This is a genomic window from Methylobacterium jeotgali, from assembly GCF_022179345.1.
Taxonomy (GTDB): domain Bacteria; phylum Pseudomonadota; class Alphaproteobacteria; order Rhizobiales; family Beijerinckiaceae; genus Methylobacterium; species Methylobacterium jeotgali.
In genome coordinates this window covers 17,824-39,867 of sequence record NZ_BPQR01000015.1, presented here as the reverse complement: position 1 = coordinate 39,867, position 22,044 = coordinate 17,824, and the positions used below count along the sequence as shown (strand labels likewise).

Here is a 22,044-nt window from a genome sequence, read left to right as displayed (position 1 = left end):
TTGGCGGACCGGGAAGGGCCGCTCCTGAGGATCGAGGCCGCCGCCAAGCGCTTCGGCGCGCACGCGGCCGTCGACGGCGTCTCCCTCGACCTCGCGGCCGGAGAGTTCTTCTGTCTGCTCGGCCCCTCGGGCTGCGGGAAGAGCACGCTGCTGCGCCTCGTCGCGGGCTTCGAGAGCCTCGACGCGGGCCGCATCCTCCTCGAGGGCGAAGACCTTGCGAGCCTGCCGCCGCACCGGCGGCCGGTGAACATGATGTTCCAGTCCTACGCGCTGTTCCCGCACCTGAGCGTGGCGGGAAACCTCGCCTATGGGCTGAAAGGTCTCGGCCTGTCGCGGACGGAGATCGCCGGCCGGATCGAAAAGCTCCTCGGCCTCGTGCGCCTCGACGGGCTCGGGGGCCGCCGTCCGGACACGCTCTCCGGCGGCCAGCGCCAGCGGGTGGCGCTGGCCCGGGCGCTCGCCCGCGAGCCGAAGGTGCTGCTCCTCGACGAGCCCCTCGGCGCCCTCGACCGATCCTTGCGCGAGGAGACGCAGGGGGAGCTGCGCGCCCTTCAACGAAGGCTCGGCGCCGCCTTCGTCGTCGTCACCCACGACCCCGCCGAGGCGATGGCGCTCGCCGACCGCATCGGCGTGATGGAGGCCGGACGCCTCGTCCAGTGCGGCAGCGCGGCGGCTCTCTACGAGCGCCCGGCGAGCCGCTACGTCGCCGGGCTCCTCGGCGACGTGAACCTCATCCCCGGCTGCCTCGGCGCAGTCTCGGACGGTCTCGCGAGCGTCGAGACGGCGCTGGGACCGTTCCGGGGCCGCGCGCCGGAGGTGGATCTCGGCGAGGGCGCCGCGGTGCTGCTGGCCGTCCGGCCCGAGCGGATCGCCCCGGCCACGGCGGGAGAAGGGCTGTCGGCGACGCTGGTCGAGACGACCTTCCTCGGCGAGCGGGTGCGGCGGAGCCTGCGCCTGCCCGATGGCACCCTGCTGCGGACGAGCACCCCGGCGGGGGCAGCGGCCACCGGCTGGCCCGAGCCCGGCGGCAGCCTGCACCTGCGCTGGCCGCCGGACGCGGCGACGATCCTGCCGGCATGACGCGGTCGCGGCTCCTCGATGCCCTGGTGCGGCTGCCGCCGTGGCTGTGGCTGTCGGCCTTCTTCCTGGTGCCCTTCGCGATCACCCTGAAGATCAGCCTCTCCGAGGCCGCGACCGCGATGCCGCCCTACCTGCCGGTGCTCGACTGGAAGGGCGGCCTCGAGGGCTGGTCGACCTTCCTCGAGGCGCTGCACTTCCAGAACTACGAGACGCTCGCGGGCGATGCCCTCTACCGGGACGCGGCCCTCTCCTCCCTGGCCTTCGCGGGCACGGCGACGGCGATCCTCGCCGGGGTCGGCACGGCGCTCGCCTACGCCATGGCGCGGGCGCCGTCCCGCTGGCAGCCACTGCTCGTCGCCCTCGTCGTGGTGCCGTTCTGGACGAGCTTCCTGATCCGGGTCTACGCCTGGATCGCGATCCTCAAGCCCGAGGGGCTCCTGAACGCCGCTCTCCTGCGCCTCGGGCTGATCCCGGCGCCCCTCGAGATCCTGAACACGCAAGGCGCGGTGCTGATCGGGCTCGTCTACGCCTATCTGCCCTTCATGGTACTGCCGCTCTACGCGGTGATGAGCCGCCTCGACCCGACCCTCCGCGAGGCCGCTGCCGATCTCGGCGCGGGACCGACGCGGGTGTTCTGGACCGTGACGCTGCCGCTTTCGGCGGCGGGGCTCCGGGCCGGCGCGCTGCTCTGCTTCATCCCGATGTGCGGCGAGTTCATCATCCCGGACCTGCTCGGCGGCTCGGACACGCTGATGCTCGGCCGGGTGCTCTGGAGCGAGTTCTTCTCGAACCGCGACTGGCCGCTGGCCTCGGCGGTGGCGGTCGTCCTGCTCGTGCTCGTGGTCGGGCCGATCGTGCTGTTCCGGGGCGATGCCCGCAAGGCCGGCGCGGAGGCGGCCCGGTGAGCGCGCTCACACGCACGGCGCTCGGCCTCGGCCTCGCGTTCCTCTACGCGCCGATCCTCGTGCTCGTCGCCTACTCTTTCAACGCCTCCGCCCTGGTCACCGTCTGGGGCGGGTTCTCGACGCGCTGGTACGCGACGCTCATCGCCGACGGGCCGCTCATCGCCGCCGCCTGGACGAGCCTGAAGGTGGCGCTCGCCTCCGCCGCCATCGCCACGGGGCTCGGCACGCTCGCCGCGCTGGCGCTGGAGCGGCACGGGCGCTTCGCCGGCCGCGGCCTCTTCACCGGCCTCGTCTACGCACCGATGGTGATGCCGGAGGTGATCACCGGCCTCTCGCTGCTGCTGCTCTTCGTGGGGATCGGCCTGGACCGGGGGCTGTTCGCCATCGTCGTCGCCCACGCGACCTTCGGGACCGGCTTCGTCGCGGTGATCGTCGCGGCGCGCCTGCGCGGCCTCGACCGCTCGCTGGAGGAGGCCGCCGCCGATCTCGGCGCCGCCCCGGCCCGGGTCTTCGCGAGCGTGACGCTGCCGTTGATCGCGCCCTCCGTCGCGGCGGGCTTCCTCCTCGCCTTCACCCTGTCGCTCGACGACCTCGTCATCGCGAGCTTCGTCGCCGGCCCCGGTGCCACCACCCTGCCGATGCGGCTCTACAGCCAGGTGAGGCTCGGGGTGAACCCGGAGATCAACGCCGCCTCGACGCTGCTGCTCGCCACCGCGGGCGTCCTGGTGCTCACCGCGACGTGGCTCACCGGGCGGCGGACCGTGGCCTGATCCCGCCGGCTTGATCCCACCTCAGGGCGCCGCGTAGGCCCGCGCTCCTGCGGGCAGGGCGGCGGGCAAGGTGAGGGCGGTCGGCACCGAGCCCGGATCGGCGCCGCCGCGATCGAGGGGCACCGCCGTCACCGCCACCCGGTCGAGGGGGCCGGAGAGGTCGAAGCGCGTCGGCCGCCGCGCCGCCTCGCCGCCCCGGTGCTGAAGCTCGACCTGGGCCTTCAGGCTGCGCTCGGGCAGGGAGAGGCGGCCGCGGATGGCCGCCGAGACGGTCGGCCCCTTGAGGAAGCCGTCGCCGATCTCGCCGACGCCGTCGGCGAAGCGGAGCGTCACGGCGGCCCGCTCGAACACAGTGCGGCCGTTGCGACGTGCGAGCGCGCCCGCGGCCACGGCGCCATTGCGATGGATCACGTCCGACAGGTCGAGCCCGGCGAGCGTGCCGTTGTCGATGGAGAAGGCGGCGCGGCCGGACAGGCGCCCGACGAGGGCGGCCATGTCCCGGCCGCTGCTCTCCAGCACGAATTGCCCTTGCGTGCCGCCGAACAGCCAGCGCTCCTGGCCCAGATCGGCGAGGAGGCCGCCGAGGTCGAGCCGGTCGAAGGAGCCCTGCGCCCGCAGCTCCGTGTCGCCGCCATCCTCTCCGGCGGCGATGAGCGCGAGGCGGCCCTTCACGGCGGTGCCGGCGAGCCGCGCCCGGCTGAGCGAGGCCTCAATGCCGTCCGACCGCACCAGCAGGCTCGCGGCGATGTCCTCGATCCGCACCGGGCCGATGCGGCTCGCGGCCGCCGAGAGCCGCAGGTCGAGGTCGCCCCCGGTCAGCGGGCGCAGGGCCACGGCCTGGGAGGCGCCGGGCTGCGCGGTGTCGGTCAGCCGCACGAGGCCGCCGAGGAGGGGGCCGAGGTCCAGGGTGTCGGCGGCGAGCGTCGCCTGCACCGACGGCCTTCCGGCGAGGAGGGCCGACATCGCGCCCTCGAGCCGGCTGTTGCCGATGCCGACCGCGACCCTCGACATCATGACCGTGCCGGCCGCTACCTCGAAGGGTCCCTCCAGGGACAGGTCCCCGACGAAGGGCGCCAGCGCGACGTCGGTGCCGAGCCAGGCGAGGGTGCGCGGCAGGGCGCGGGCCTGGAGCCGGCCGCTTCCGGCCAGGCGGAGGTCCTCGCCGCCGGTGAAGGTGCCCTCGGCGGCGATCTCGCCGTCCGGCCAGACGAGGCTCGCGGCGAAGGGCGTCGCGCCGCCGCCCGCCAACGCTCCGGCGTTGAGGCGGGAGAGAGCGAAACGGGTGCGGGCGCCGCGCCATGTGAGGCTCCCGGCGCATTCGAGGCTGGCGCTCCAGAACGGCCAGGACATCACCGCCTCGACCCCGTCGGCGGTCTCGAAGGCGCCGTCCGCGTCGCGCAGGCTCAGGGTGCTGCCCGAGAGCAGGACGCGGCGGGGATGCCCGTCGGCGTCTCCGACGAGGCGACCGGCCAGCGCCTTCAGGGGCGAGTGCCAGACCCCGTTGCGGTCGCGGCGGCCGAGATCGATGCGGGCGCCGTCGAGGCCGACGGTGGCGATCTCCGCCCGCCCGGCGAGCAGCGCGGTCGGCGCCAGCTCGACGGTCAGGCGACCGCTCTCGGCGAGCGTCTCGCCCTCCCGCGTGGCGATGCGGGCGCGGGCGAAGCCGAGGCGCGGCATCGGCAGCAGCGTCAGCTCCGCCGGTCCTTCCACGGTGAGAGTGAGGCCGTATCCCGCGAGCGCCCGCTCCGCGAAGCGCGCCGCCGGTCCGGCGGGCACCGTCCAGTCCAGGCTCGCCGCGACGGTGCCGGCCGCCGCGAGGCCGCCGAGGCAGGCCAGCGCCCATCCGGCGCGGCGGCCGAGACGAGGGCGTGGCAAGGCCGGCCCCGGAAGCTTCGGGAGGCGAAGCGGCATCGAACTCCGTGGGGATGATGGCCGGCCGGGCGGCTCGGATGCGCCGGACCGGGCGGGCGGGCGTGCCGACGAGGGGCCGCGGACACGTGTCATAGACCCTCCGCGGGGCTTTGTCTGCCCGGCCCGCTTCATGCTTGCACATCTGTGACCGGGACGGGGCCCGCCGGTCTGGACCCGGCCCGGGGAATCGGGAACAGACGGCCGCACGGGCGGCGCGGCACGAACGCGGCGCGAGCGAAGGACGAGCGTATGAAGAAGGTCCACCCTGACGCGACGGACGCCCTCGCGGGCCTGCTGCGCGACGGCATGACCGTGATGTGCGGCGGGTTCGGCCTCTGCGGCATCCCCGACGCGCTGATCGAGGCGGTACGCGCCTCGGGCGTGAAGGGTCTCACCGTGGTCTCGAACAACGCCGGCATCGACGGCGTCGGCCTCGGCAAGCTGCTCGAGACCCGTCAGGTCGCGCGGATGATCTCGTCCTATGTCGGCGAGAACCGGGAGTTCGCCCGCCAGTTCCTGGCCGGCGAGCTCGAGATCGAGTTCAACCCGCAGGGCACGCTCGCCGAGCGCATCCGCGCCGGCGGGGCCGGCGTCCCGGCCTTCTTCACCAAGACCGGCGTCGGCACCAAGGTGGCCGAGGGCAAGGAGGTGCGCGAGTTCGATGGCGAGCAATACGTGATGGAGCGCAGCCTCTTCGCCGACCTCGCCATCGTCCACGCCCATACCGGGGACACGGAAGGCAACCTCCGCTACCGGAAGACCGCACGCAACTTCAACCCGATGATGGCGACCGCCGCGCGCGTCACCGTCGCCGAGGTCGAGAACCTCGTGGCGCCGGGCACCATCGACGCCGACGACATCCACACGCCGGGCATCTTCATCAAGCGCATCGTCCACGTGCCGGCGGGCGAGAAGCGGATCGAGCAGCGCACGGTCCGCAAGCGTGCGGAGGCCGCGCCCGCCGGAGCCGGCGGCGGCCCGGTCTGAGGCAGGCGAGACCGCGCGCCGGCCGAACCGGCGGCGCGCGACAATCGGAACGACGGCGCGCAAGATTTCAAGGAGACCCCCATGGCCTGGACCCGCGACGAGATGGCGGCGCGCGCGGCGAGGGAGCTGCAGGACGGGTTCTACGTGAACCTCGGCATCGGCATCCCGACGCTCGTCTCGAACTTCATCCCCGAGGGCATGTCGGTGCAGCTCCAGTCGGAGAACGGCATGCTCGGCATGGGGCCCTTCCCCTACGAGGGCGAGGAGGACGCCGACCTCATCAACGCCGGCAAGCAGACCATCACCGCGCTGCCGACGACGAGCTACTTCTCCTCGGCGGACTCGTTCGGGATGATCCGGGGCGGGCACATCAACCTGTCGATCCTCGGCGCCATGCAGGTGGCCGAGAACGGCGACCTCGCCAACTGGATGATCCCCGGCAAGATGGTGAAGGGCATGGGCGGGGCCATGGACCTCGTGGCCGGCGTCAAGCGCGTCGTCGTGGTCATGGAGCACGTAGCCAAGAACAAGGACGGCTCCGAGAGCGCCAAGCTCCTCAAAGCCTGCGACCTGCCGCTCACCGGCACGCGGGTCGTCGACATGGTCATCACCGATCTCGGCGTCTTCACCATCGACAAGCGGGGCGAGGGCGGCATGCGCCTGATCGAGCTCGCCGAGGGCGTGACGGAGGCCGACATCCGCGCCCGCACCGAGGCCGACTATACGGTGGCGCTCGCCTGACGCGCCCCGTTCCGGGACGCGAGGTCCCCGCGCATGGCTAAGCGCGGGTTAAGCCGAATCGGAGGAGTCTCCCGATCGCCGGGACGCGACCTCACGTGCCATCCGCCCGGCCCGAGTCGTCGCGTCGGCACGCGGGTGAAGCGTATGGGTTGCGTCTCCGGGGCCGCGGACAACGTCGTGCCCTTCCGCCGGGCGGGGGCCGCGCGCCCTGCCGCCTATCCCGGGATCGCCGAGAGCCAGATCCGCCGCCGCAGCGAGCAGCGCGCGCTGATGGACGCGGTCTACGCGAGCGGCGCGCTCGCCGTGGCCGCGGGCGACCGCGACACCAAGCTCGCCGCCTCGCGGCTCCTGGTCTACGGCTTCCTCACCGTCGAGGAGGTGGACGCGGACGGCCGCGCCCGGCGCCTGCGCCCCTCCGAGGCGATCCGCGCCGCCACGAACCATCCCTGGCGCCTGACGAAGCCCGCCTATGCCGGCTCGCTTGCCGTGACGATCCCGGCCGTCGACGGCTTCCTGTTCGAGACCGCGCCGATCCTGGCGTAGCGAGCCGCGGACCGGCGCATCCCCTCGCGGGATGCGCTGGCCGTTCCCTTCGCAGCTGGCTTGTCGCTCAGGCCGGCTGCGCCTGCGGCCGCCGCCGTCCGAGCCAGAACAGCAAGGCCGATCCGAGGGCGCCAACGATGCCAGCGCCGATGCCGATAGTGATCATCTCGTCGTCGGTCTGCAGCTGGGAGGCCTCGTCATCGACGACGATGACGTTCTCGCCCGCCTCCAGCCTGTCGGCGGCACCGCCCTCCGCGAGATACCTGATCGGTAGGGTGTCGACCTGGATCCGATCATCGACGATGATTCGGTCAGCCATGCCGCGGGAGATCGGCACGTCCTTGGCGGCGTGAGTCTGACCCGCCGTGTCGGTCCAACTGAGATGCACCCTGTAGCTGGTGCCGCTGCGCCGGCGTTTGGTGCGGGTGGCGCCATCGATGGTGGCGGTGGCGGTCTGGCCCTTCGCCTCGACCTCGCGGCGGCGCTGCCCGTCCTCCCAGCTCGACCAGGCGACGATCGGGCCGCCGACGGCCGCGATCAGAAGAAGATACTTGAGCTTTCCGACAATCCAGCCGCCGATCCCACCCAGCATGTCGTCCCTCACGAATCGTTGATGGACGAAAAGGCTTAGCACGAACGTGCCAGGGAGCCCGCGCTGGAGCTTTTGAACCGGGTGCGCCCCGCGACGTTGGCCTCGCATCCACGTCAGCAACGGGTCTCGAGACCGGCGCCGCCGTCCGAGGCCGCATCCGAGAGAATTCGATGAGGCATCATCTCCGCGCGAGCCTGCTCGCCTGCGCCTTCGTCCTGCCGACCGGCACGCTTGCTCTTGCCCAGGCGCCCGCGCAGGAGAGCCCGGGCCAGGCGAAGCCGACCCTCAAGGACCGGCTCGACGCCGCGGTCTCGACGGTCACCGGCTCGCCGATGGCCCGGCTCGACGTCGACATGAAGCACGTGCTCGACGCCATGAAGAAGCTCGACCCGAAGCCGATCGCCAAGCTCTCGCCGGAGGAGGCCCGCAGGCAGCCGAGCGCCGCCGACGGCGTGCGCGCGTACCTCGAGGAACAGGGCAAGAGCGCGGCGCCGCTGCCCGGCGTCGCCACCAAGGAGGCGGCCTACGAGACCGCGGGCGGCACGCAGCCGGTGCGCATCTACACGCCCGACGGCGCGAGCGGCCCGCTGCCGGTCGTGGTCTACTACCATGGCGGCGGCTTCGTGATCGCCGACCGCGACGTGTACGACGCGACGCCGCGGGCCATCGCCAAGGGCGCCAACGCGGTCGTCGTCTCGGTCGAGTACCGGCACGCGCCGGAGGCGAAGTTCCCGGCCCAGCACGAGGACGCGCTCGCCGCCTACCAATGGGCGCTCGCCAACGCCGCCTCGTTCGGCGGGGACCCGGCGCGGGTGGCGCTGCTCGGCGAGAGCGCCGGCGGCAACCTCGCGACCAACATCGCGATCCAGGCCCGCGACGGCAAGGCAGCCGCACCGCTCCACGTCGTCGCGGTCTACCCGATGGCCGGCACCAATCTCGATACGGAGTCCTACAAGGCCAACACCAGCACCAAGCCCCTCGACAGGGACACCATGGCCTGGTTCTACGACCACGTCGTGAGCCAAGATTCCGACCGCGCCGACCCGCGCCTCGACATCGTCGGCAAGGCGGACCTCAAGAACCTGCCGCCCTTCACCGTGGTGACCGCGGAGATCGATCCGCTCCGCGACGACGGCAAGGGCCTGGCCGAGAAGCTGAAGGCCGCGGGGGTGACCGTGGAGCACCGGGACTACGCGGGCGTCACGCACGAGTTCTTCGGCATGGGCACCGTCGTGGCCAAGGCCAGGCAGGCCGAGGACGCCGTCGTCGCCGACCTGAAGAAGGCCTTCGCCGGCACCGCCACCGGAACGGCCGCTCCGGCGAGGTGATCGCCGGAAGCGCCGCGCCGATGATCGGCGCGGCGCCCGACACCCGATCGGCCGCGCCGCGCGAACCGCGTGCGCTGCCGATGCCGTTTCGACGCGCGGCCGAACCGGCCCCGTGAGGCCCTTGCTGAAGGCCCGAGGCCGGGCTACCTCGCTCGATGCGCATCCGTCTCCGATCCGCCGCCGCGGCGCGAACGGTCCGGCAGCGCGAAAACCCCTCGGAGCACGAGGGTCCGGGTCTGTAGCTCAATGGTTAGAGCCGACCGCTCATAACGGTCTGGTTGCAGGTTCGAGTCCTGCCGGGCCCACCAATCTCTCCTTAGATGCAATGCCTTGGGGCATGAAGGCTTGCCGGTGGGACACCCGAGGGGGTCTCGGGATTGCGCAATCCGACCTATCTGACCCGACCCCGGCATGGGATCTTCTACATACGGCAGCATCTCCCAAGCGCCACAGAGCCTCCGGGTAAGCCCGTTTTCCTCAAGCCGTCCCTTGGCACCCGTGACCCGAAGCAGGCACTCAAGCTGGCACGGATGCTGTCCGAATCAGCCATTGAGTACGGGCACGGACACGCTAGGGCGACGGGTTACGACGACCTGCGAAAGGCGCCGGAACTGCACTTCCGAGACCTGGCAGACCACAAAGCAAGGACGAGGTGCACAGATTCTCGACGGGCGATCCCCCTTGGGAGATCGCGCATGTTCTCGTGTCTGGGCGCACCGAGACATAGTGCGCATAGTCGCGTCCGAGAACTACCGTTTCCTGCTGAGCCAATCGAACCAGCCTCGCTTCTTCACATATAGAGGCAGTTCCCTTTCAAACCGCGCCTTGGCGTAGTCGAAGTCGCGGACTGTTGCGCTCGTGGCCCAGCCGACCATCTGGACATGGTCACCAGCGAATTTTGCGTCGATGTGCTTGATGCTGCCCTCATAGATTTCAGTCTCGTACCGAGTACCCCGGCGGACAAGCACCCAAAAATCATGCACTCGCCGCATGTCGAAGCCGTGTTCACTTGCAAAGCTTTCCAAGCCTCGCTGCGAATAGAAGAAAACGTGCTGGCCGCAGAACGGGATCAGGTACGGCCATTCCGGCCCTTGCTGCTCGTAGAAGACGGCCGAGAATATGACGAGATCGGCTCCGCTGTCGAAAATCTCGAGCAGTGAAGTCCGCGGATCTGGGAAGTGCTCGAAAACCTCGAACGCAGTCACGATCGCCGGCTTGCATTGCGTGAACGTCGCGATACGGAAGTAGTTCGCGTATTTCGAGTCATCGTATGTGTCATAGGCATAAAAGTTGTAGCCGCTGTCGCGCATCAGACGCGTAAGCAGGCCGGCCGCACCGCCGTAATCCACTCCGACAAGGTCCTTGTCGAAACCAATTTGCTCCAACATCGAATTCAGACGCAGCCATGTTGCTACGACGCGGGCAGCTTGGCCAACATCAACATGGACTCCCGGAATAGCGTAAGCATCCTTCAGCCAGTAAGGCACCTCGGTCTGCGCACTGCCACAGCTTTTGCACTCAAAGTAACGAACGTCGTAGCGGCCAAGCACCTGCAAATTAAACAGCTCTGTCGTCGGTCCGTGGCAAAGGCGGCAGCGTTCCATTGTCGTCCTCGACTGTGATGCGTCTGCAAATTTACAGGCTGATACGCAGGTAAGTGTCAAATTTTTTACATCGTTTGACCAGCATCTCAAACGTGCCTCGATCTTCGTCATGCTTCCGATTGTAGAACACATCTCCAAAAATCTTGAGCAGGTAACAAATAAGCATGCGTAATGCGCGCATCCGCAATATGATTGCGGATGCGCGCAAGTTTGACCCTATAAGGCACTGGGCGGCATACACAGGCGAGACATTAAGGTGGGACACCAACAGCGTGCCCGCTAGTGATCCGTTCTGATCCTAGGCTTTGCAACCGGTTCTGGTGGACGCTCCTGCCGGGCCCACCAATCTCTCCGGCGATCTACACCAGAAACCCCTCGAACACGATCTGATCGGCGTGGCGGCGGGCGTGTTCGGCCTGTTCGGGGCTGCGCACCGTCCAGGTCATCACCGGCATCCGGCCGAGGTGACGGCAGAGATAGGGGGCGGCGTGGGGCAGGTCGCCGACGCGCCAGGAGAGGAAGTCGGGCCGGCTTTCGCCGAGATGCAGGAGGTTGGCGAGCGCGCGCCGCAGCCCCTCGGGGAGGAGCGCGTAGGCGGGATCGTCCTGGGTCGCTTCGGCGACGATCCCGCGAGGGCGCTCCGGGGCGAGGGGGCGTAGCTGCCCAACGATGGCGGGATCGAAGGATTTGAGCGCCAGCGGGCCGTCATAGCCCGCGACCATCTCCGCGACGCGGCGAGCGAGCCCAGGGTCGCCCGAGTAGTCGGATTTCAGCTCGACCACGAGGGGCACGCGGCCGCCGACCGTTGCGAGGAGGTCGCCGAGCGTCGGGATCGTCTCGGCCGTGCCGAGCACCTTCAGACCCGCGAGGACGGAGGCCGGGGTGGCATCGACGCGGCCCGCTGCGCCGGTGAGGCGGCCGAGGGTCTCGTCGTGGAACACCATGACCTGCCCGTCGCCGCTCAGGCGCACGTCGCACTCGATGGCGTAGCCGGCCGCGACCGCCGCCCGCGCCGCCGCGAGCGTGTTCTCCGGGCGGCCGTCGCGGGCATGCAGCCCGCGATGAGCGATCGGGCGCGCGACGAGCCAGCCGGGCGCGGGCATCGTCAGCGGACCTCGAACAGCGCCTCGACCTCGACGGCCGCGTCGAGGGGCAGCTCGGCGACGCCGACGGTCGAGCGGGCGTGGCGACCGCGGTCGCCCAGCACGTCGACCATGAGATCGGAGGCGCCGTTCATGATCGGGGCGAGGCCGGAAAAGCTCGGCACGGCGTTGATGAAGCCGCCGAGCCGGATGCACTGGACGACGCCGTGGTCGAGGTCGCCCACCGCCGCCTGCACCTGCGCCAGCACGTTGATGGCGCAGAGCCGGGCCGCCGCGATGCCGGCCTCCGCCGAGACCTCGGCGCCGAGCTTGCCGACATGCGCCGGGTCGAGCTTGCCGTCCGGGCCGAAGCAGATCTGGCCCGAGATCACCACGAGGTTGCCGCTGCGCACGAAGGGCACGTAGTTGGCCACGGGCGCGGCCGCCTTCGGCAGGGTGAGCCCGAGCCGCTCCAGACGTTCCTTGACGGTGGACATCGAGTCTCCCTTGCCGATTCCGTGCGGACCAGGGCCGTCGAGGCCCCGGAGCCGGGACTGAGCACAGGCAGCCGGCTCACCGCAAGCGGCGGTTTCCGCCGCCTCCGAACCCCGCGCAAGATTGACAGGACGGCCCCGTTTCATAGTAATCGCGCGCGTGCCGCCCCTCCCGAGGCGGCACTTTCGTTTCGGGCCTCCCGCGCCCGAGGGCCGAAAGCGCAACCCTGGAGACCGGATCCGTGACCTCCGCGCTGCTGCCGACCTACGCCCGTGCGCCGCTCTCCTTCGAGCGCGGCGAGGGCGCCTGGCTCGTCGCGAGCGACGGCGAGCGCTACCTCGACTTCGGGGCCGGCATCGCCGTGAACGCGCTGGGCCACGCGCATCCCCACCTCGTCGCCGCGCTCACCGAGCAGGCCGGCAAGCTCTGGCACACCTCGAACCTGTTCGAGATCCCCGAGGGTGAACGCCTCGGCCGGCGTCTCGTGGACGCGACCTTCGCCGACGTCGCCTTCTTCGCCAACTCCGGCGCGGAGGCCAACGAGGCCGCCATCAAGATGGCGCGCAAGTACCACGCCGCCGGAGGTCATCCGGAGCGCTACCGCATCGTCACCTTCGAGGGCGCCTTTCACGGCCGCACGCTGGCGACGATCGCCGCCGGCGGACAGGCGAAGTACATCGAGGGCTTCGGCCCGAAGGTCGAGGGCTTCGACCAGGTGCCGCCCTGCGACGTCGCCGCCCTCGAGGCAGCCATCGGCCCCGAGACCGCCGCCCTGATGATCGAGCCGATCCAGGGGGAGGGCGGCCTGCGGGTGATCCCGCACGAGGAGCTGCGGCGGCTGCGGGCGCTCTGCGACGAACGCGGCCTTCTGCTGATCATGGACGAGGTCCAGACCGGCGTCGGGCGCACCGGCAAGCTCTTCGCGCACGAGTGGTCGGGCATCGCCCCCGACATCATGAGCGCGGCCAAGGGCATCGGCGGCGGCTTCCCGCTCGGCGTCTGCCTTGCCACGCGCGAGGCCGCCCGCGGCATGACCGCGGGCACCCATGGCACTACCTTCGGCGGCAACCCGCTCGCCATGGCGGTCGGCAACGCCGTCCTCGACGTGGTGCTGGCCGACGGCTTCCTCGAGCATGTCCGGCGGACGGGTCTGCTGCTCAAGCAGAAGCTCGCCGCCTTGCGCGACCGCTTCCCCGACGTGATCGAGGCGGTGCGCGGCGAGGGGCTGATGCTCGGCCTCAAATGCGCCGTGTCCAACACGGCGTTCGTGGCGGCGGCCCGCGCCGCCCGTCTCCTCGTCATCCCCGCGGGCGACAACGTCGTGCGCCTCCTGCCGCCGCTGATCATCACGGAAGCGGACGTGTCCGAGGCGGTCGAACGCCTGGAGACGACCGCGGCCGGCCTCTCGCCCGCGGCGCTCCGCCGGGCGGCCGAATGAGCGCCGCCCCCCACCGAGAATCCCCGATGTCCGCCAAGCCCTCCCTCCGCAGCCTCGACGGTGGCGCTGCCCTGCCGCCCCGGCACTTCATCGACCTCAGCGACCTGCCGGCCGCGGAGCTGCGCGGCATGCTCGACGCCGGCGCCGCGATGAAGGCCGCCCGCCGCAAGGGCCGCCCCGCCGCGGAGCGCCCGCTCGCCGGCAAGTTCCTGGCGATGGTCTTCGACCGGCCCTCGACCCGCACCCGCGTCTCCTTCGACGTCGGCATGCGCGAGCTCGGCGGCGAGACCCTGATGCTCACGGGCAAGGAGATGCAGCTCGGCCGCGGCGAGACCGTCGCCGACACGGCCCGCGTGCTCTCGCGCTTCGTCGACGCGATCATGATCCGCACCCTCGACCATGCCATGGTGCGCGAGCTCGCCACCCATGCCGAGGTGCCGGTCATCAACGCGCTGACCAAGGTCTCGCACCCCTGCCAGATCATGGCCGACCTCCTCACCTTCGAGGAGCACCGGGGTCCGATCCGCGGGCGCACCGTCGCGTGGACGGGGGACGCCAACAACGTGCTCACGAGCTGGGTCCATGCCGCCGCCCGCTTCGACTTCACGGTCAACGTCGCCGCGCCCGCCGAGCTGGCTCCGGCGCCCGAGCTGATCGCCTGGGCGAAGCGGGAGGGCGCCCGCCTCAACGTCACCCGCGATCCGTTCGAGGCCGTGCGCGGCGCCGACGCGGTGGTGACCGACTGCTGGGTCTCCATGGGCGACCACGACGAGAGCCACCGCCACAACCTGCTCGGGCCCTATCAGGTCAACGCCGCGCTGATGGCGGCGGCGGGCAAGGACGCGGTGTTCATGCACTGCCTGCCCGCCCACCGGGGCGAGGAGGTCACGGCCGAGATCATCGACGGGCCGCAATCCGTGGTGTTCGACGAGGCCGAGAACCGCCTCCACGCCCAGAAGGGCATCCTGGCCTGGTGCCTCGGCGCCTGAGGCCGGTTGGGATCGGGCGGGGGCGGCCCCATATGCCGGGGGCGGGCGCCTCCGCGCCCGTTTCCCCGCCCCCTGCCGCATCGCGCCCGCGCGGATCGCGGCGCGCCTTCTCAGGTCCCGAAAGGGACCGGGGCGGCTCGTGGCCGGCGGGGACCGTTCGAGGGACTGCCGCATGACCGCCACCGATCCGCACCGGCCCGCCGAGGGCCATCCCGCCCACGCCGGCAACGGCCATGAGGGCCTGGACGACGCGGTGCTGCCCTTCGCCGTGGAGGCTCTCGACGTGCGCGGCCGGGTGGTGCGCCTCGGCCCGGCCCTCGACACGATCCTGCGCCGGCACGGCTACCCGGAGCCGGTCGCGCGGCTCCTCGGCGAGGCCACCGCGCTCACCGTGCTGCTCGGCTCCTCCCTGAAGTTCGAGGGCCGCTTCCAGCTCCAGACCAAGACGGACGGTCCCGTCTCGATGATCGTCGTGGATTTCGAGGCACCCGACCGCATCCGCGCCACCGCCCGCTTCGAGACGGAGGCGGTGAGCGCGCTGGGCGCCGGACCGCTCGCGACCTCGGCCCTGACCGGTGCCGGGCATCTCGCCATGACCATCGACCAGGGTCCGCAGGGGGGCCGCTATCAGGGCGTCGTCGCGCTGCAGGGGCAGAGCCTGGAAGAGGCCGCCCATCAGTACTTCCGCCAATCGGAGCAGATCCCCACCGAGGTGCGCCTCGCGGTCGCCCTGGAGGTCGCCGGGGGCGAGGCCCGCTACCGGGCGGGCGGGCTCCTCGTGCAGTTCCTGCCGCAATCGACGGACCGTGCGCGTCTCGCCGACCTGCCCCCCGGCGACGCGCCGGAGGGGCACCGCGTGGACGAGCCGCGGGAGGACGACGCCTGGACCGAGGCCCGCTCCCTCGTCGGCACCGTCGAGGACCACGAGCTCGTGGACCCGGCGGTGTCGAGCGCGCGACTGCTCTACCGGCTGTTCCACGAGCGCGGCGTGCGGGTGTTCGAGTCGCAGTCCGTCGTCGAGCAGTGCCGCTGCTCGCAGGAGCGGGTGCTCGGCATGATCCGCTCCTTCACGGCCGAGGAGCGGCGGGACATGGTCGGCGAGGACGGGCGCATCGGCATCACCTGCGAGTTCTGCTCGCGTCGCTACGACGTCGACCCGGCCGAGGTGGAGCCGACCGGACAGGAACGGCCGAGCTAGCGTCGGAACGGTCGAAGTATTCGAAAGCTCGTCCGTTCGAACGGCCGAGCTTTCGCCTCGCCGCGCCCTTGACGGGCGCATTTTTATTTGAACCCTTCGCGCAGACCCAGCGTTTTGGTGCGGCAATTCGATACCGGAACCCACTGGAGGTCTTCACGCCATGAACAGGATCGCCATCGGTCTCGCCGCGCTGCTTCTCAGCACCTCGGCCTACGCACAGAACGCGGCCGGCGCCGGTGCGCCCGGCACGGCCAAGGCATCGGGCCAGGAGCGCGGGGCGCTGTCGGCCGGGCAGGGTGCCCGCGGCAGCGAAGGCGCCCGCGCCGAGGGTCGCAGCGGCGCGGGTGAGGCCCGCTCCGAGAGCCGCCAGGGCGGCCAGACCGCCGAGCGCGGCGGCGCCGAGCGCCAGCAGATGGGCGCCAGCCGCGACGGCATGCGGGGCGAGCGCGCCGAGTCCGCGGAGCGGCAGACGCGCGGCGAGGTCCGCGACGGGCGCCGCAGCGAGCGCACGGAATCGAGCCGCACCGATATCCGCAGCTCGACCCGGGTCAGCGGCGGCTTCCACGGCCGCGACCATATCCACGAGGGTCGCCGCGAGGGCCGCTACGTCTTCATCGGCGGCCAGCGCGTCGTCTACGGCTCGCCGGAGTACCGCCGGCTCGTCGTCACCGAGCGTCGCGGCGGCACCCGCTGGGTCACGATCCGCGGCCAGCGCGTGGTCTACGGTTCGCCGGAGTACAAGCGCCTCGTGACCGTGCGCGAGAGCCGTCCGCGCTACGTGGTCATCCGTGGCCAGCGGGTGATCTACGGCTCGCCGGAATACCGTCGCCTGTCGGTCACCGAGCATCGGGGCGGCAGCGTCAACGTCGGCTACCGCGAAGGCGGCCGGGAGGGCTTCTCGACCCGGACCGAGACCCGCACCAGCCAGGGCTTCCGCTCCGAGACGCGCGGCGAGGCGCGCCACAGCGAGACCAAGGCCGACATGCGTCGCGACGGCGCCCGCAACGCCGGCATGGAGAACCGCGGCCAGCGGGAGAACGGCATGCGCAACGCCGCCGATCGGGGCGGTGAGGGCGGCATGCGCAACGTCGGCGATCAGCGCGGCGGCGAGGGCATGAACCGCGGCGGCGATCGCAACGCCACCGGCTCGACCGCCGGTCAGGGCGGCCGCAGCGGCGGCGCCATGCAGCAGGGCGGCGAGCGCGGCGGCCGCAACTGAGCACGCTCGACACGCGAGATTGGAGAGGGCCGGCATCGCCGGCCCTTTTCGCGTCGGAAGGGCCGCGCTACGCGGCGCACTCCGCCAGCACGCGGCGGAGGAAGACCCGGCCCTCTTCCAGCGCCGCGAGCGTGATGGATTCGTCGGGCTGGTGGGCCTGGTCGATGGAGCCCGGCCCGCAGACGACGGTCGGGATACCCGCCTCCTGGAAGCGCCCCGCTTCGGTGGCGTAGGGCACGCTGATCGTGCCGTTGCGCCCGGCCGCCCGCAGGGCGATCCGCTCTGCCTCCGAGCCCGGCTCCGGGGCGAGCCCCGGCACCGCCACCTCCTCGATCGTCTCGATGCGCCCGTAATCGCCGTAGCGGTTGAGGCGCCCGGCCGTCACCGCCCGGACCTTCTCCTCGAACAGCGCCGGGATCTCCGCCCTGTCGAGGTCGGGCAGGCCCCGGAATTCCCACTGGAACGCGCAGAGCTTGGGCAGGATGTTGCGGGCGGTGCCGCCGACGATCGTGCCGACATGGACCGTGCTCCAGGGCGGATCGAACCGGCCGGAGGGGTCGCCCCGGGCGATCATCGCGTCGGAGATGCGGTTCAGCTCGGCCACGAGCTCGGCCGCCGCCATCACCGCGTTGGCGCCGAGAGCGGGCTTGGCCGAATGCGCCTCGTGACCGTGCACCGTGGTCAGACAGGTGACGACGCTCTTGTGCGCGTCGGCGACCTGCAACTCGGTCGGCTCGCCGACGATCACCGCGCCGGGCCGGGGCAGGTCGGTGCCGAAGCGGGCGATGGTGTCGGCGACCCCTAGGCAGGTGGTCTCCTCGTCGTAGGAGAGCAGGATGTGCAGCGGGCGCTTCAGGTCCAGCGCCAGCGCCTCCGGCACCAGGGCCAGCGCCAGCGCGTCGAAGCCCTTCATGTCGACGGCGCCCCGGCCGTAGGCACGCCCGTCCGCGACCCGCAGGACGAAGGGGTCGCCGGTCCAGGCCTGGCCGGCCACGGGCACCACGTCGGTATGGCCCGACAGCACGACGCCGCCGTCGACCTTCGGCCCGAGCGTGGCGAAGAGCGCCGCCTTGTCGCCCGCCGCATTCGGCACGCGGACGTAAGGCACGCCGTGCCCGTCGAGATAGGCGGCGACCCAGTCGATCAGCGCGAGGTTCGATTTCGAACTCTCGGTGTCGAAGGAGACGAGACGCTCCAGGATGTCGAGGGGCTCGAGGCGCTCGGGCATGCCGCCTAGTGTAGCGACCGGCGCACGTGGGGCGAGTCGAGGGAGAAGGCCGGGATCTCCGCCTCGAAGCTCTCTCCGGCGATCGTGGTGATGGTGTAGGTGCCGGCCATCAGCCCGTCCGGCGTGGTGAGCGGGCAGCCGCTCGTGTAGCTGAAGGACTCGCCCGGCTGCAGCACCGGCTGCTTGCCGACGACGCCGGCCCCGCGCACCTCCTGGCAGGAGCCGCGCCCGTCGATGATGCGCCAGTGGCGGGAGCGCAGCTGCACCTGCTCGATGCCGTTGTTCACGATCTCGACCGTGTAGGCGAAGAAGTAGCGGCTCTCGTCCGGCGAGGATTCCTCCTCGACGAAGCGGGGGTTCACGGTCACGCTGATGCCGCGCGTCTCTGCCTTGTACATCGTCCCGGGTGCCTTCCTGGCGACGGGCCCTCTCGGCCGGGTCAGCAGTCAACGACGCCCGCGAAGCAGTCGCGGGGCGTGCAGGCTCGTGGTACGTGGCGACGGAAATGCCGTCAATCGCGGCGGAATACGTCGGGGATGCGCAGCGCGTGCAGGGGCGCGGGGAGACGATGGAGCGGGCCGGCGGACGGCTCGGCGGGCCGGCGCCGTGGAGCCTCGCCGCGCGGGTGGCGCTGGGCTGGCTCTGCCTGCTCTTCGCCTGGAAGGGGCCGCCGGCCGACGGGCTGGCGGCGGCGGCCGTGATCGGGGCGCTCGCGCTCGACGCGCTGGCGCGCGCCGCCCTGCGGCTCGCCGACCGGGAGGGCGCGCTCGCCGTGCGTCTCGGCCGGCGCTTCGCCGGGCCGCCCTCGCTGGTCCTGTCCTTCGCGGAGCCCGCCGGGCCGATCCTGCTCGCCGGGGCGATGCTGGTGCGGCCGGACGCCTTCGCCCTGGTCGCGACGGCCGGCGCCGGCCTGCTGGCGCTCGGCGCCGTGGCCCGGCTGGCGCTGGCCCGCGCGGTCCATCGCGCCGCCAAGGTTGCCTTGAAGGAGGCCGCCGCCGAGCCTCGACCGGGAAGGGAAGCGTGATGACGCGTGAAGAGACGGGCGGGCAGGGCATCCTGCCGGCCCAGGCGATCCGGGCGCTGACGGAGGCCGGGGCGATCCGCCCGGCGAGCCCCTATGCCGGCGACCAGATCCAGCCCGCGAGCCTCGACCTGCGCCTCGGCGACAGGGCCTACCGGGTCCGCACGAGCTTCCTGCCCGGCGCCCAGCGCAGCGTCGCAACTTGCGCCGAGCGCTACAAGCTCCACGAGATCGACCTGCGGGACGGCGCGGTGCTGGAGACGGGCTGCGTCTACATCGCCGAGCTTCAGGAGTCGCTGGCACTGCCGCCGGACCTTTCGGGCAGCGCCAACCCGAAGAGCTCGACGGGGCGCATCGACGTGTTCACCCGCGTCATCGCCGACCGGGCGGAGGCCTTCGACCAGGTGCCCGCGGGCTACCGGGGCCCGCTCTACGCGGAGATCTCGCCCCGCACCTTCCCGGTGCTGGCGCGGCGCGGCTCGCGGCTCTCTCAGATCCGCTTCCGCCGGGGCGAGGTGCGCCTGTCGGATACGGAGCTCGCGACCCTCCACGCCCGCACGCCCCTCGTCACCGCCGCGACGCCGAGCTTCCTCGGCGGCATCTCGGTCTCCGTGGACCTCGCCGGCTTCGAGGGGCTGATCGGCTACCGGGCCAAGCGCCACACCGGCCTCGTCGACGTGGACAGGCCGGGCGCCCACAAGACCGCCGCGTTCTGGGAGCCGCTCCACGCCGACGGCTCCGGCTCGCTGATCCTCGATCCGGGGCAGTTCTACATCCTCGCCTCGAAGGAGGCGGTGCAGGTGCCCGCCGACCACGCTGCGGAGATGGTGCCCTTCGATCCCCTCGTCGGCGAGTTCCGGGTCCACTACGCGGGCTTCTTCGACCCCGGCTTCGGCGCCGCGGCAGCCGGCGGGGCAGGGGCGCGGGCGGTGCTCGAAGTCCGCTCCCGCGACGTGCCGTTCCTGCTGGAGGACGGCCAGATCGTCGGCCGCCTCGTCTATGAGCGCATGGCGAGCCTGCCCGAGACCCTCTACGGGACCGGCGCCGGCTCGAACTACCAGGCGCAGGGGCTTAAGCTGTCGAAGCACTTCGTGGATTGATGGCGCCTCCTTCTCCCCGCCGGGCGGGGAGAGGGCATGCATTTCGAAAGCAGCTACTCCACCCGCTCGATCCCGCCGCGGTCGAGCTTGGCCAGCGCGTCCGCCACGCGCTCGCCGCCGATGGTGAGGTCGGGCGCGATCTCGGCGAGCGGCACCAGCACGAAGGCGCGCTCCCGCACGAAACGGTGGGGGAGCACGAGGCGGGCGTCGTCGACCTGGGCGCCCTCGTAGTGCAGCACGTCGATGTCGATGACCCGCGGCCCCCAGCGGCGCTCGCGCACCCGGCCCATGGCGGCCTCGACGGAGAGGCAGGCGGTGAGCAGCGCGTGCGGGCTGAGATCGGTTTCGACGGCGAGCGCGCCGTTGAGGAACCAGTCCTGGTCCGTGTCGCCCCAGGGGGGCGTGCGGTAGTCGTGGGAGCGCGCCACGACGCGGATGCCGGGATAGCGGCTGAGCCGCTCCACCGCCGCGTCGAGGCGGGCAGCCTTGTCGCCGATGTTGCTGCCGATGCCGAGATAGGCCCGGGTCGCGAGGCCGGCCGCGACGGGCGCTCCCCTGGCGGTCCCCCGTCCGCGAAAAATCTCGACGGAGACGCCGTCGAGGATGGCGGGCACGGGGGCCGAGGGCTTGTCGACGCGCACCCGCACGGTCTCGATGGCCGGGAAGCCTGAGAGGATCGCCGCGGCGATGGCCTCGGCCAGCGCCTCGATCAGACGGAAACGGCGGTTGCCGGCGATGTCGAGGGCGAGCGCCGCGAGGTCCGCGTAGCTGACCGTGTGGGACACGTCGTCGGTGCGGCCGGCCTCGGAGAGGTCGAGCCCGCAGTCGAGCGAGACGTAGAAGCGCTGCCCGAGGACCTCCTCCTCGGGGAGGACGCCGTGGCGGGCGAAGACCGCGAGCCGGGTGACGAGGATGCGGTCGCTCATCGCGCCTCTCCGCGCGGCAGCACTGCGTCGACCACCCGCAGCGCCTCGACATGGGCGGCGACGTCGTGGACGCGCACGATGTCGGCGCCGAGGCTCGCCGCCAGCACATGGGCGGCGATGGAGCCGTTGAGGCGCTCGGAAGGCTTGGTCTCGCGGTCGTGCAGGCGCCCGAGCAGGGACTTTCGCGAGACGCCGACGAGGAGGGGGAAGCCGAGCGCCCGAAGCTCCGGCAGACGGCGCAGGGCCTCGATATGCTGCTCCCAGCTCTTGCCGAAGCCGATGCCGGGGTCGAGCACGATGTCGGCGTCGGGGAGTCCCGCGTGCCGGGCGATGTCGAGCGAGCGCTCGAAGAAGCGGCGCATGTCGTCGAGGATGTCGAGGCTCGGGTCGATCGTCTCCCGGTTGTGCATGACGATCACCGGCGCCCCGTGGGCGGCGGCGACCGTCGCGATGTCGGGCTCGCGCTGAAGGCCCCAGACGTCGTTGACGATGGCCGCTCCCGCTTCCAGCGCCGCGCGGGCGGTCGAGGCCTTGTAGGTGTCGATGGAGATCGGCGCCGGGACGCGCCCGGCGAGCCGGCGGATCACCGGCAGGACGCGGGCCTGCTCCTCCTCCGCCGGGACCGGCGTATGGCCGGGCCGGGTCGACTCGCCGCCGATGTCGAGGATCGCCGCCCCCTCCGCGACGAGGCTCTCGGCCTGCGTCGCGGCTTCCTCCTCGGCGGCGAAGAGGCCGCCGTCGGAGAAGGAGTCCGGCGTGACGTTGAGGATCCCCATCACCAGCACGCGGCGGCCGAGATCGGGCAGCAGGCGGGCGAGGGCAGGGGTGTCGGTCACGGTCAAGCGGGGCCTCGGGCCGGGAAGCCGGCCGCCAAGGCTGTGAACGAA

Annotated in this window: 22 protein-coding genes, 1 tRNA gene and 1 pseudogene; 14 read left to right on the top strand and 10 right to left on the bottom strand. The window is 71.7% G+C overall.

What is annotated here, in order from left to right; all coding sequences use genetic code 11:
• From MFF04_RS04835 to MFF04_RS04825, 3 genes are read left to right on the top strand one after another with little or no spacing between them, the layout of a single operon-like run.
• On the top strand, positions 1 to 1,080 hold the full coding sequence (locus tag MFF04_RS04835; protein ID WP_238274330.1) for an ABC transporter ATP-binding protein: 1,080 nt from the start codon (positions 1 to 3) through the stop codon (positions 1,078 to 1,080).
• Positions 1,077 to 1,985 carry an ABC transporter permease gene (locus tag MFF04_RS04830; protein ID WP_238274329.1) on the top strand — a complete coding sequence of 303 codons (909 nt, stop codon included), beginning with the start codon at positions 1,077 to 1,079 and terminating at the stop codon, positions 1,983 to 1,985. Before MFF04_RS04835 ends, MFF04_RS04830 begins: the two co-directional genes overlap by 4 nt.
• The gene (locus MFF04_RS04825) at positions 1,982 to 2,755 is read left to right on the top strand and encodes an ABC transporter permease subunit (RefSeq protein WP_238274328.1); all 774 of its coding nucleotides are present in this window, start codon (positions 1,982 to 1,984) and stop codon (positions 2,753 to 2,755) included. Before MFF04_RS04830 ends, MFF04_RS04825 begins: the two co-directional genes overlap by 4 nt.
• Before the next feature lie 21 nt (positions 2,756 to 2,776).
• Here MFF04_RS04825 and MFF04_RS04820 read toward each other — a convergent pair whose 3' ends face one another.
• Complete coding sequence (locus MFF04_RS04820) at positions 2,777 to 4,666, bottom strand: AsmA family protein (RefSeq protein WP_238274327.1); 1,890 nt, start codon at positions 4,664 to 4,666, stop codon at positions 2,777 to 2,779.
• A 249-nt stretch (positions 4,667 to 4,915) separates the two neighbouring features.
• Between MFF04_RS04820 and MFF04_RS04815 the strand changes: the two genes are divergently transcribed.
• The 3 genes from MFF04_RS04815 (at position 4,916) to MFF04_RS04805 (ending at position 6,937) form a co-directional block, all read left to right on the top strand.
• Positions 4,916 to 5,653: a CoA transferase subunit A gene (locus MFF04_RS04815; protein WP_238274326.1), complete on the top strand. Its 738-nt coding sequence runs from the start codon at positions 4,916 to 4,918 to the stop codon at positions 5,651 to 5,653.
• An 81-nt stretch (positions 5,654 to 5,734) separates the two neighbouring features.
• The gene (locus MFF04_RS04810) at positions 5,735 to 6,394 is read left to right on the top strand and encodes a 3-oxoacid CoA-transferase subunit B (RefSeq protein ID WP_238274325.1); all 660 of its coding nucleotides are present in this window, start codon (positions 5,735 to 5,737) and stop codon (positions 6,392 to 6,394) included.
• 144 nt (positions 6,395 to 6,538) lie between these two features.
• A complete protein-coding gene (locus tag MFF04_RS04805) occupies positions 6,539 to 6,937 on the top strand; it encodes a hypothetical protein (RefSeq protein WP_238274324.1) in 399 nt (132 codons plus the stop codon).
• Positions 6,938 to 7,004: 67 nt separating this feature from the next.
• Here MFF04_RS04805 and MFF04_RS04800 read toward each other — a convergent pair whose 3' ends face one another.
• Positions 7,005 to 7,649, bottom strand: a complete 645-nt coding sequence (locus tag MFF04_RS04800) for a hypothetical protein (RefSeq protein WP_238274323.1) — start codon at positions 7,647 to 7,649, stop codon at positions 7,005 to 7,007.
• A 50-nt stretch (positions 7,650 to 7,699) separates the two neighbouring features.
• On the opposite strand from MFF04_RS04800, the gene MFF04_RS04795 reads away from it, so the two are divergent.
• Positions 7,700 to 8,857 carry an alpha/beta hydrolase gene (locus tag MFF04_RS04795; protein ID WP_238274322.1) on the top strand — a complete coding sequence of 386 codons (1,158 nt, stop codon included), beginning with the start codon at positions 7,700 to 7,702 and terminating at the stop codon, positions 8,855 to 8,857.
• A 232-nt stretch (positions 8,858 to 9,089) separates the two neighbouring features.
• A tRNA-Ile gene (locus MFF04_RS04790) sits at positions 9,090 to 9,165 on the top strand.
• 441 nt (positions 9,166 to 9,606) lie between these two features.
• Here the strand turns inward: MFF04_RS04790 and MFF04_RS04785 are convergent.
• The 3 genes from MFF04_RS04785 to MFF04_RS04775 form a co-directional block, all read right to left on the bottom strand.
• The gene (locus tag MFF04_RS04785) at positions 9,607 to 10,572 is read right to left on the bottom strand and encodes a class I SAM-dependent methyltransferase (protein ID WP_238274321.1); all 966 of its coding nucleotides are present in this window, start codon (positions 10,570 to 10,572) and stop codon (positions 9,607 to 9,609) included.
• Between the two features lie 248 nt (positions 10,573 to 10,820).
• Complete coding sequence (locus MFF04_RS04780; RefSeq protein ID WP_238274320.1) at positions 10,821 to 11,564, bottom strand: glycerophosphodiester phosphodiesterase family protein; 744 nt, start codon at positions 11,562 to 11,564, stop codon at positions 10,821 to 10,823.
• Positions 11,565 to 11,566: 2 nt separating this feature from the next.
• Entirely contained in the window at positions 11,567 to 12,040 is a 474-nt protein-coding gene (locus tag MFF04_RS04775; RefSeq protein WP_238274319.1) for a RidA family protein, read from the bottom strand.
• Positions 12,041 to 12,279: 239 nt separating this feature from the next.
• Here MFF04_RS04775 and MFF04_RS04770 point away from each other — a divergent pair, with 239 nt between their 5' ends.
• From MFF04_RS04770 to MFF04_RS04755, 4 genes are all read left to right on the top strand, one after another.
• The gene (locus tag MFF04_RS04770) at positions 12,280 to 13,476 is read left to right on the top strand and encodes an aspartate aminotransferase family protein (protein ID WP_238274318.1); all 1,197 of its coding nucleotides are present in this window, start codon (positions 12,280 to 12,282) and stop codon (positions 13,474 to 13,476) included.
• A gap of 26 nt (positions 13,477 to 13,502) precedes the next feature.
• A complete protein-coding gene (gene argF, locus MFF04_RS04765) occupies positions 13,503 to 14,465 on the top strand; it encodes an ornithine carbamoyltransferase (protein ID WP_238274317.1) in 963 nt (320 codons plus the stop codon).
• Between the two features lie 172 nt (positions 14,466 to 14,637).
• A complete protein-coding gene (locus tag MFF04_RS04760) occupies positions 14,638 to 15,663 on the top strand; it encodes an Hsp33 family molecular chaperone (RefSeq protein ID WP_238274316.1) in 1,026 nt (341 codons plus the stop codon).
• A 160-nt stretch (positions 15,664 to 15,823) separates the two neighbouring features.
• Positions 15,824 to 16,882, top strand: a complete 1,059-nt coding sequence (locus tag MFF04_RS04755; RefSeq protein ID WP_238274315.1) for a hypothetical protein — start codon at positions 15,824 to 15,826, stop codon at positions 16,880 to 16,882.
• A gap of 67 nt (positions 16,883 to 16,949) precedes the next feature.
• On the opposite strand, the gene argE is transcribed toward MFF04_RS04755, so the two are convergent.
• The gene (gene argE / locus MFF04_RS04750; RefSeq protein WP_238274314.1) at positions 16,950 to 18,110 is read right to left on the bottom strand and encodes an acetylornithine deacetylase; all 1,161 of its coding nucleotides are present in this window, start codon (positions 18,108 to 18,110) and stop codon (positions 16,950 to 16,952) included.
• A 5-nt stretch (positions 18,111 to 18,115) separates the two neighbouring features.
• Positions 18,116 to 18,508: a Co2+/Mg2+ efflux facilitator ApaG/CorD gene (gene apaG, locus MFF04_RS04745; RefSeq protein WP_238274313.1), complete on the bottom strand. Its 393-nt coding sequence runs from the start codon at positions 18,506 to 18,508 to the stop codon at positions 18,116 to 18,118.
• 107 nt (positions 18,509 to 18,615) lie between these two features.
• Between apaG and MFF04_RS04740 the strand changes: the two genes are divergently transcribed.
• The gene (locus tag MFF04_RS04740) at positions 18,616 to 19,134 is read left to right on the top strand and encodes a hypothetical protein (RefSeq protein WP_238274312.1); all 519 of its coding nucleotides are present in this window, start codon (positions 18,616 to 18,618) and stop codon (positions 19,132 to 19,134) included.
• Positions 19,134 to 20,231, top strand: a complete 1,098-nt coding sequence (locus MFF04_RS04735) for a 2'-deoxycytidine 5'-triphosphate deaminase (RefSeq protein WP_238274311.1) — start codon at positions 19,134 to 19,136, stop codon at positions 20,229 to 20,231. The genes MFF04_RS04740 and MFF04_RS04735 overlap by 1 nt, the downstream gene beginning before the upstream one ends.
• Positions 20,232 to 20,284: 53 nt before the next feature.
• On the opposite strand, the gene folK is transcribed toward MFF04_RS04735, so the two are convergent.
• The 3 genes and pseudogenes from folK to folP all read right to left on the bottom strand — a co-directional run bounded on the left by folK (position 20,285) and on the right by folP (position 21,933).
• Positions 20,285 to 20,812 carry a 2-amino-4-hydroxy-6-hydroxymethyldihydropteridine diphosphokinase gene (gene folK / locus MFF04_RS04730; RefSeq protein ID WP_238274352.1) on the bottom strand — a complete coding sequence of 176 codons (528 nt, stop codon included), beginning with the start codon at positions 20,810 to 20,812 and terminating at the stop codon, positions 20,285 to 20,287.
• Positions 20,798 to 21,157 (bottom strand): annotated as a pseudogene (gene folB, locus MFF04_RS04725) (dihydroneopterin aldolase); the annotation flags it as partial. The gene folK and the pseudogene folB, both read right to left, overlap by 15 nt.
• On the bottom strand, positions 21,154 to 21,933 hold the full coding sequence (gene folP / locus MFF04_RS04720; protein WP_373319956.1) for a dihydropteroate synthase: 780 nt from the start codon (positions 21,931 to 21,933) through the stop codon (positions 21,154 to 21,156). The pseudogene folB and the gene folP, both read right to left, overlap by 4 nt.
• Between the last annotated feature and the right edge of the window lie 111 nt (positions 21,934 to 22,044).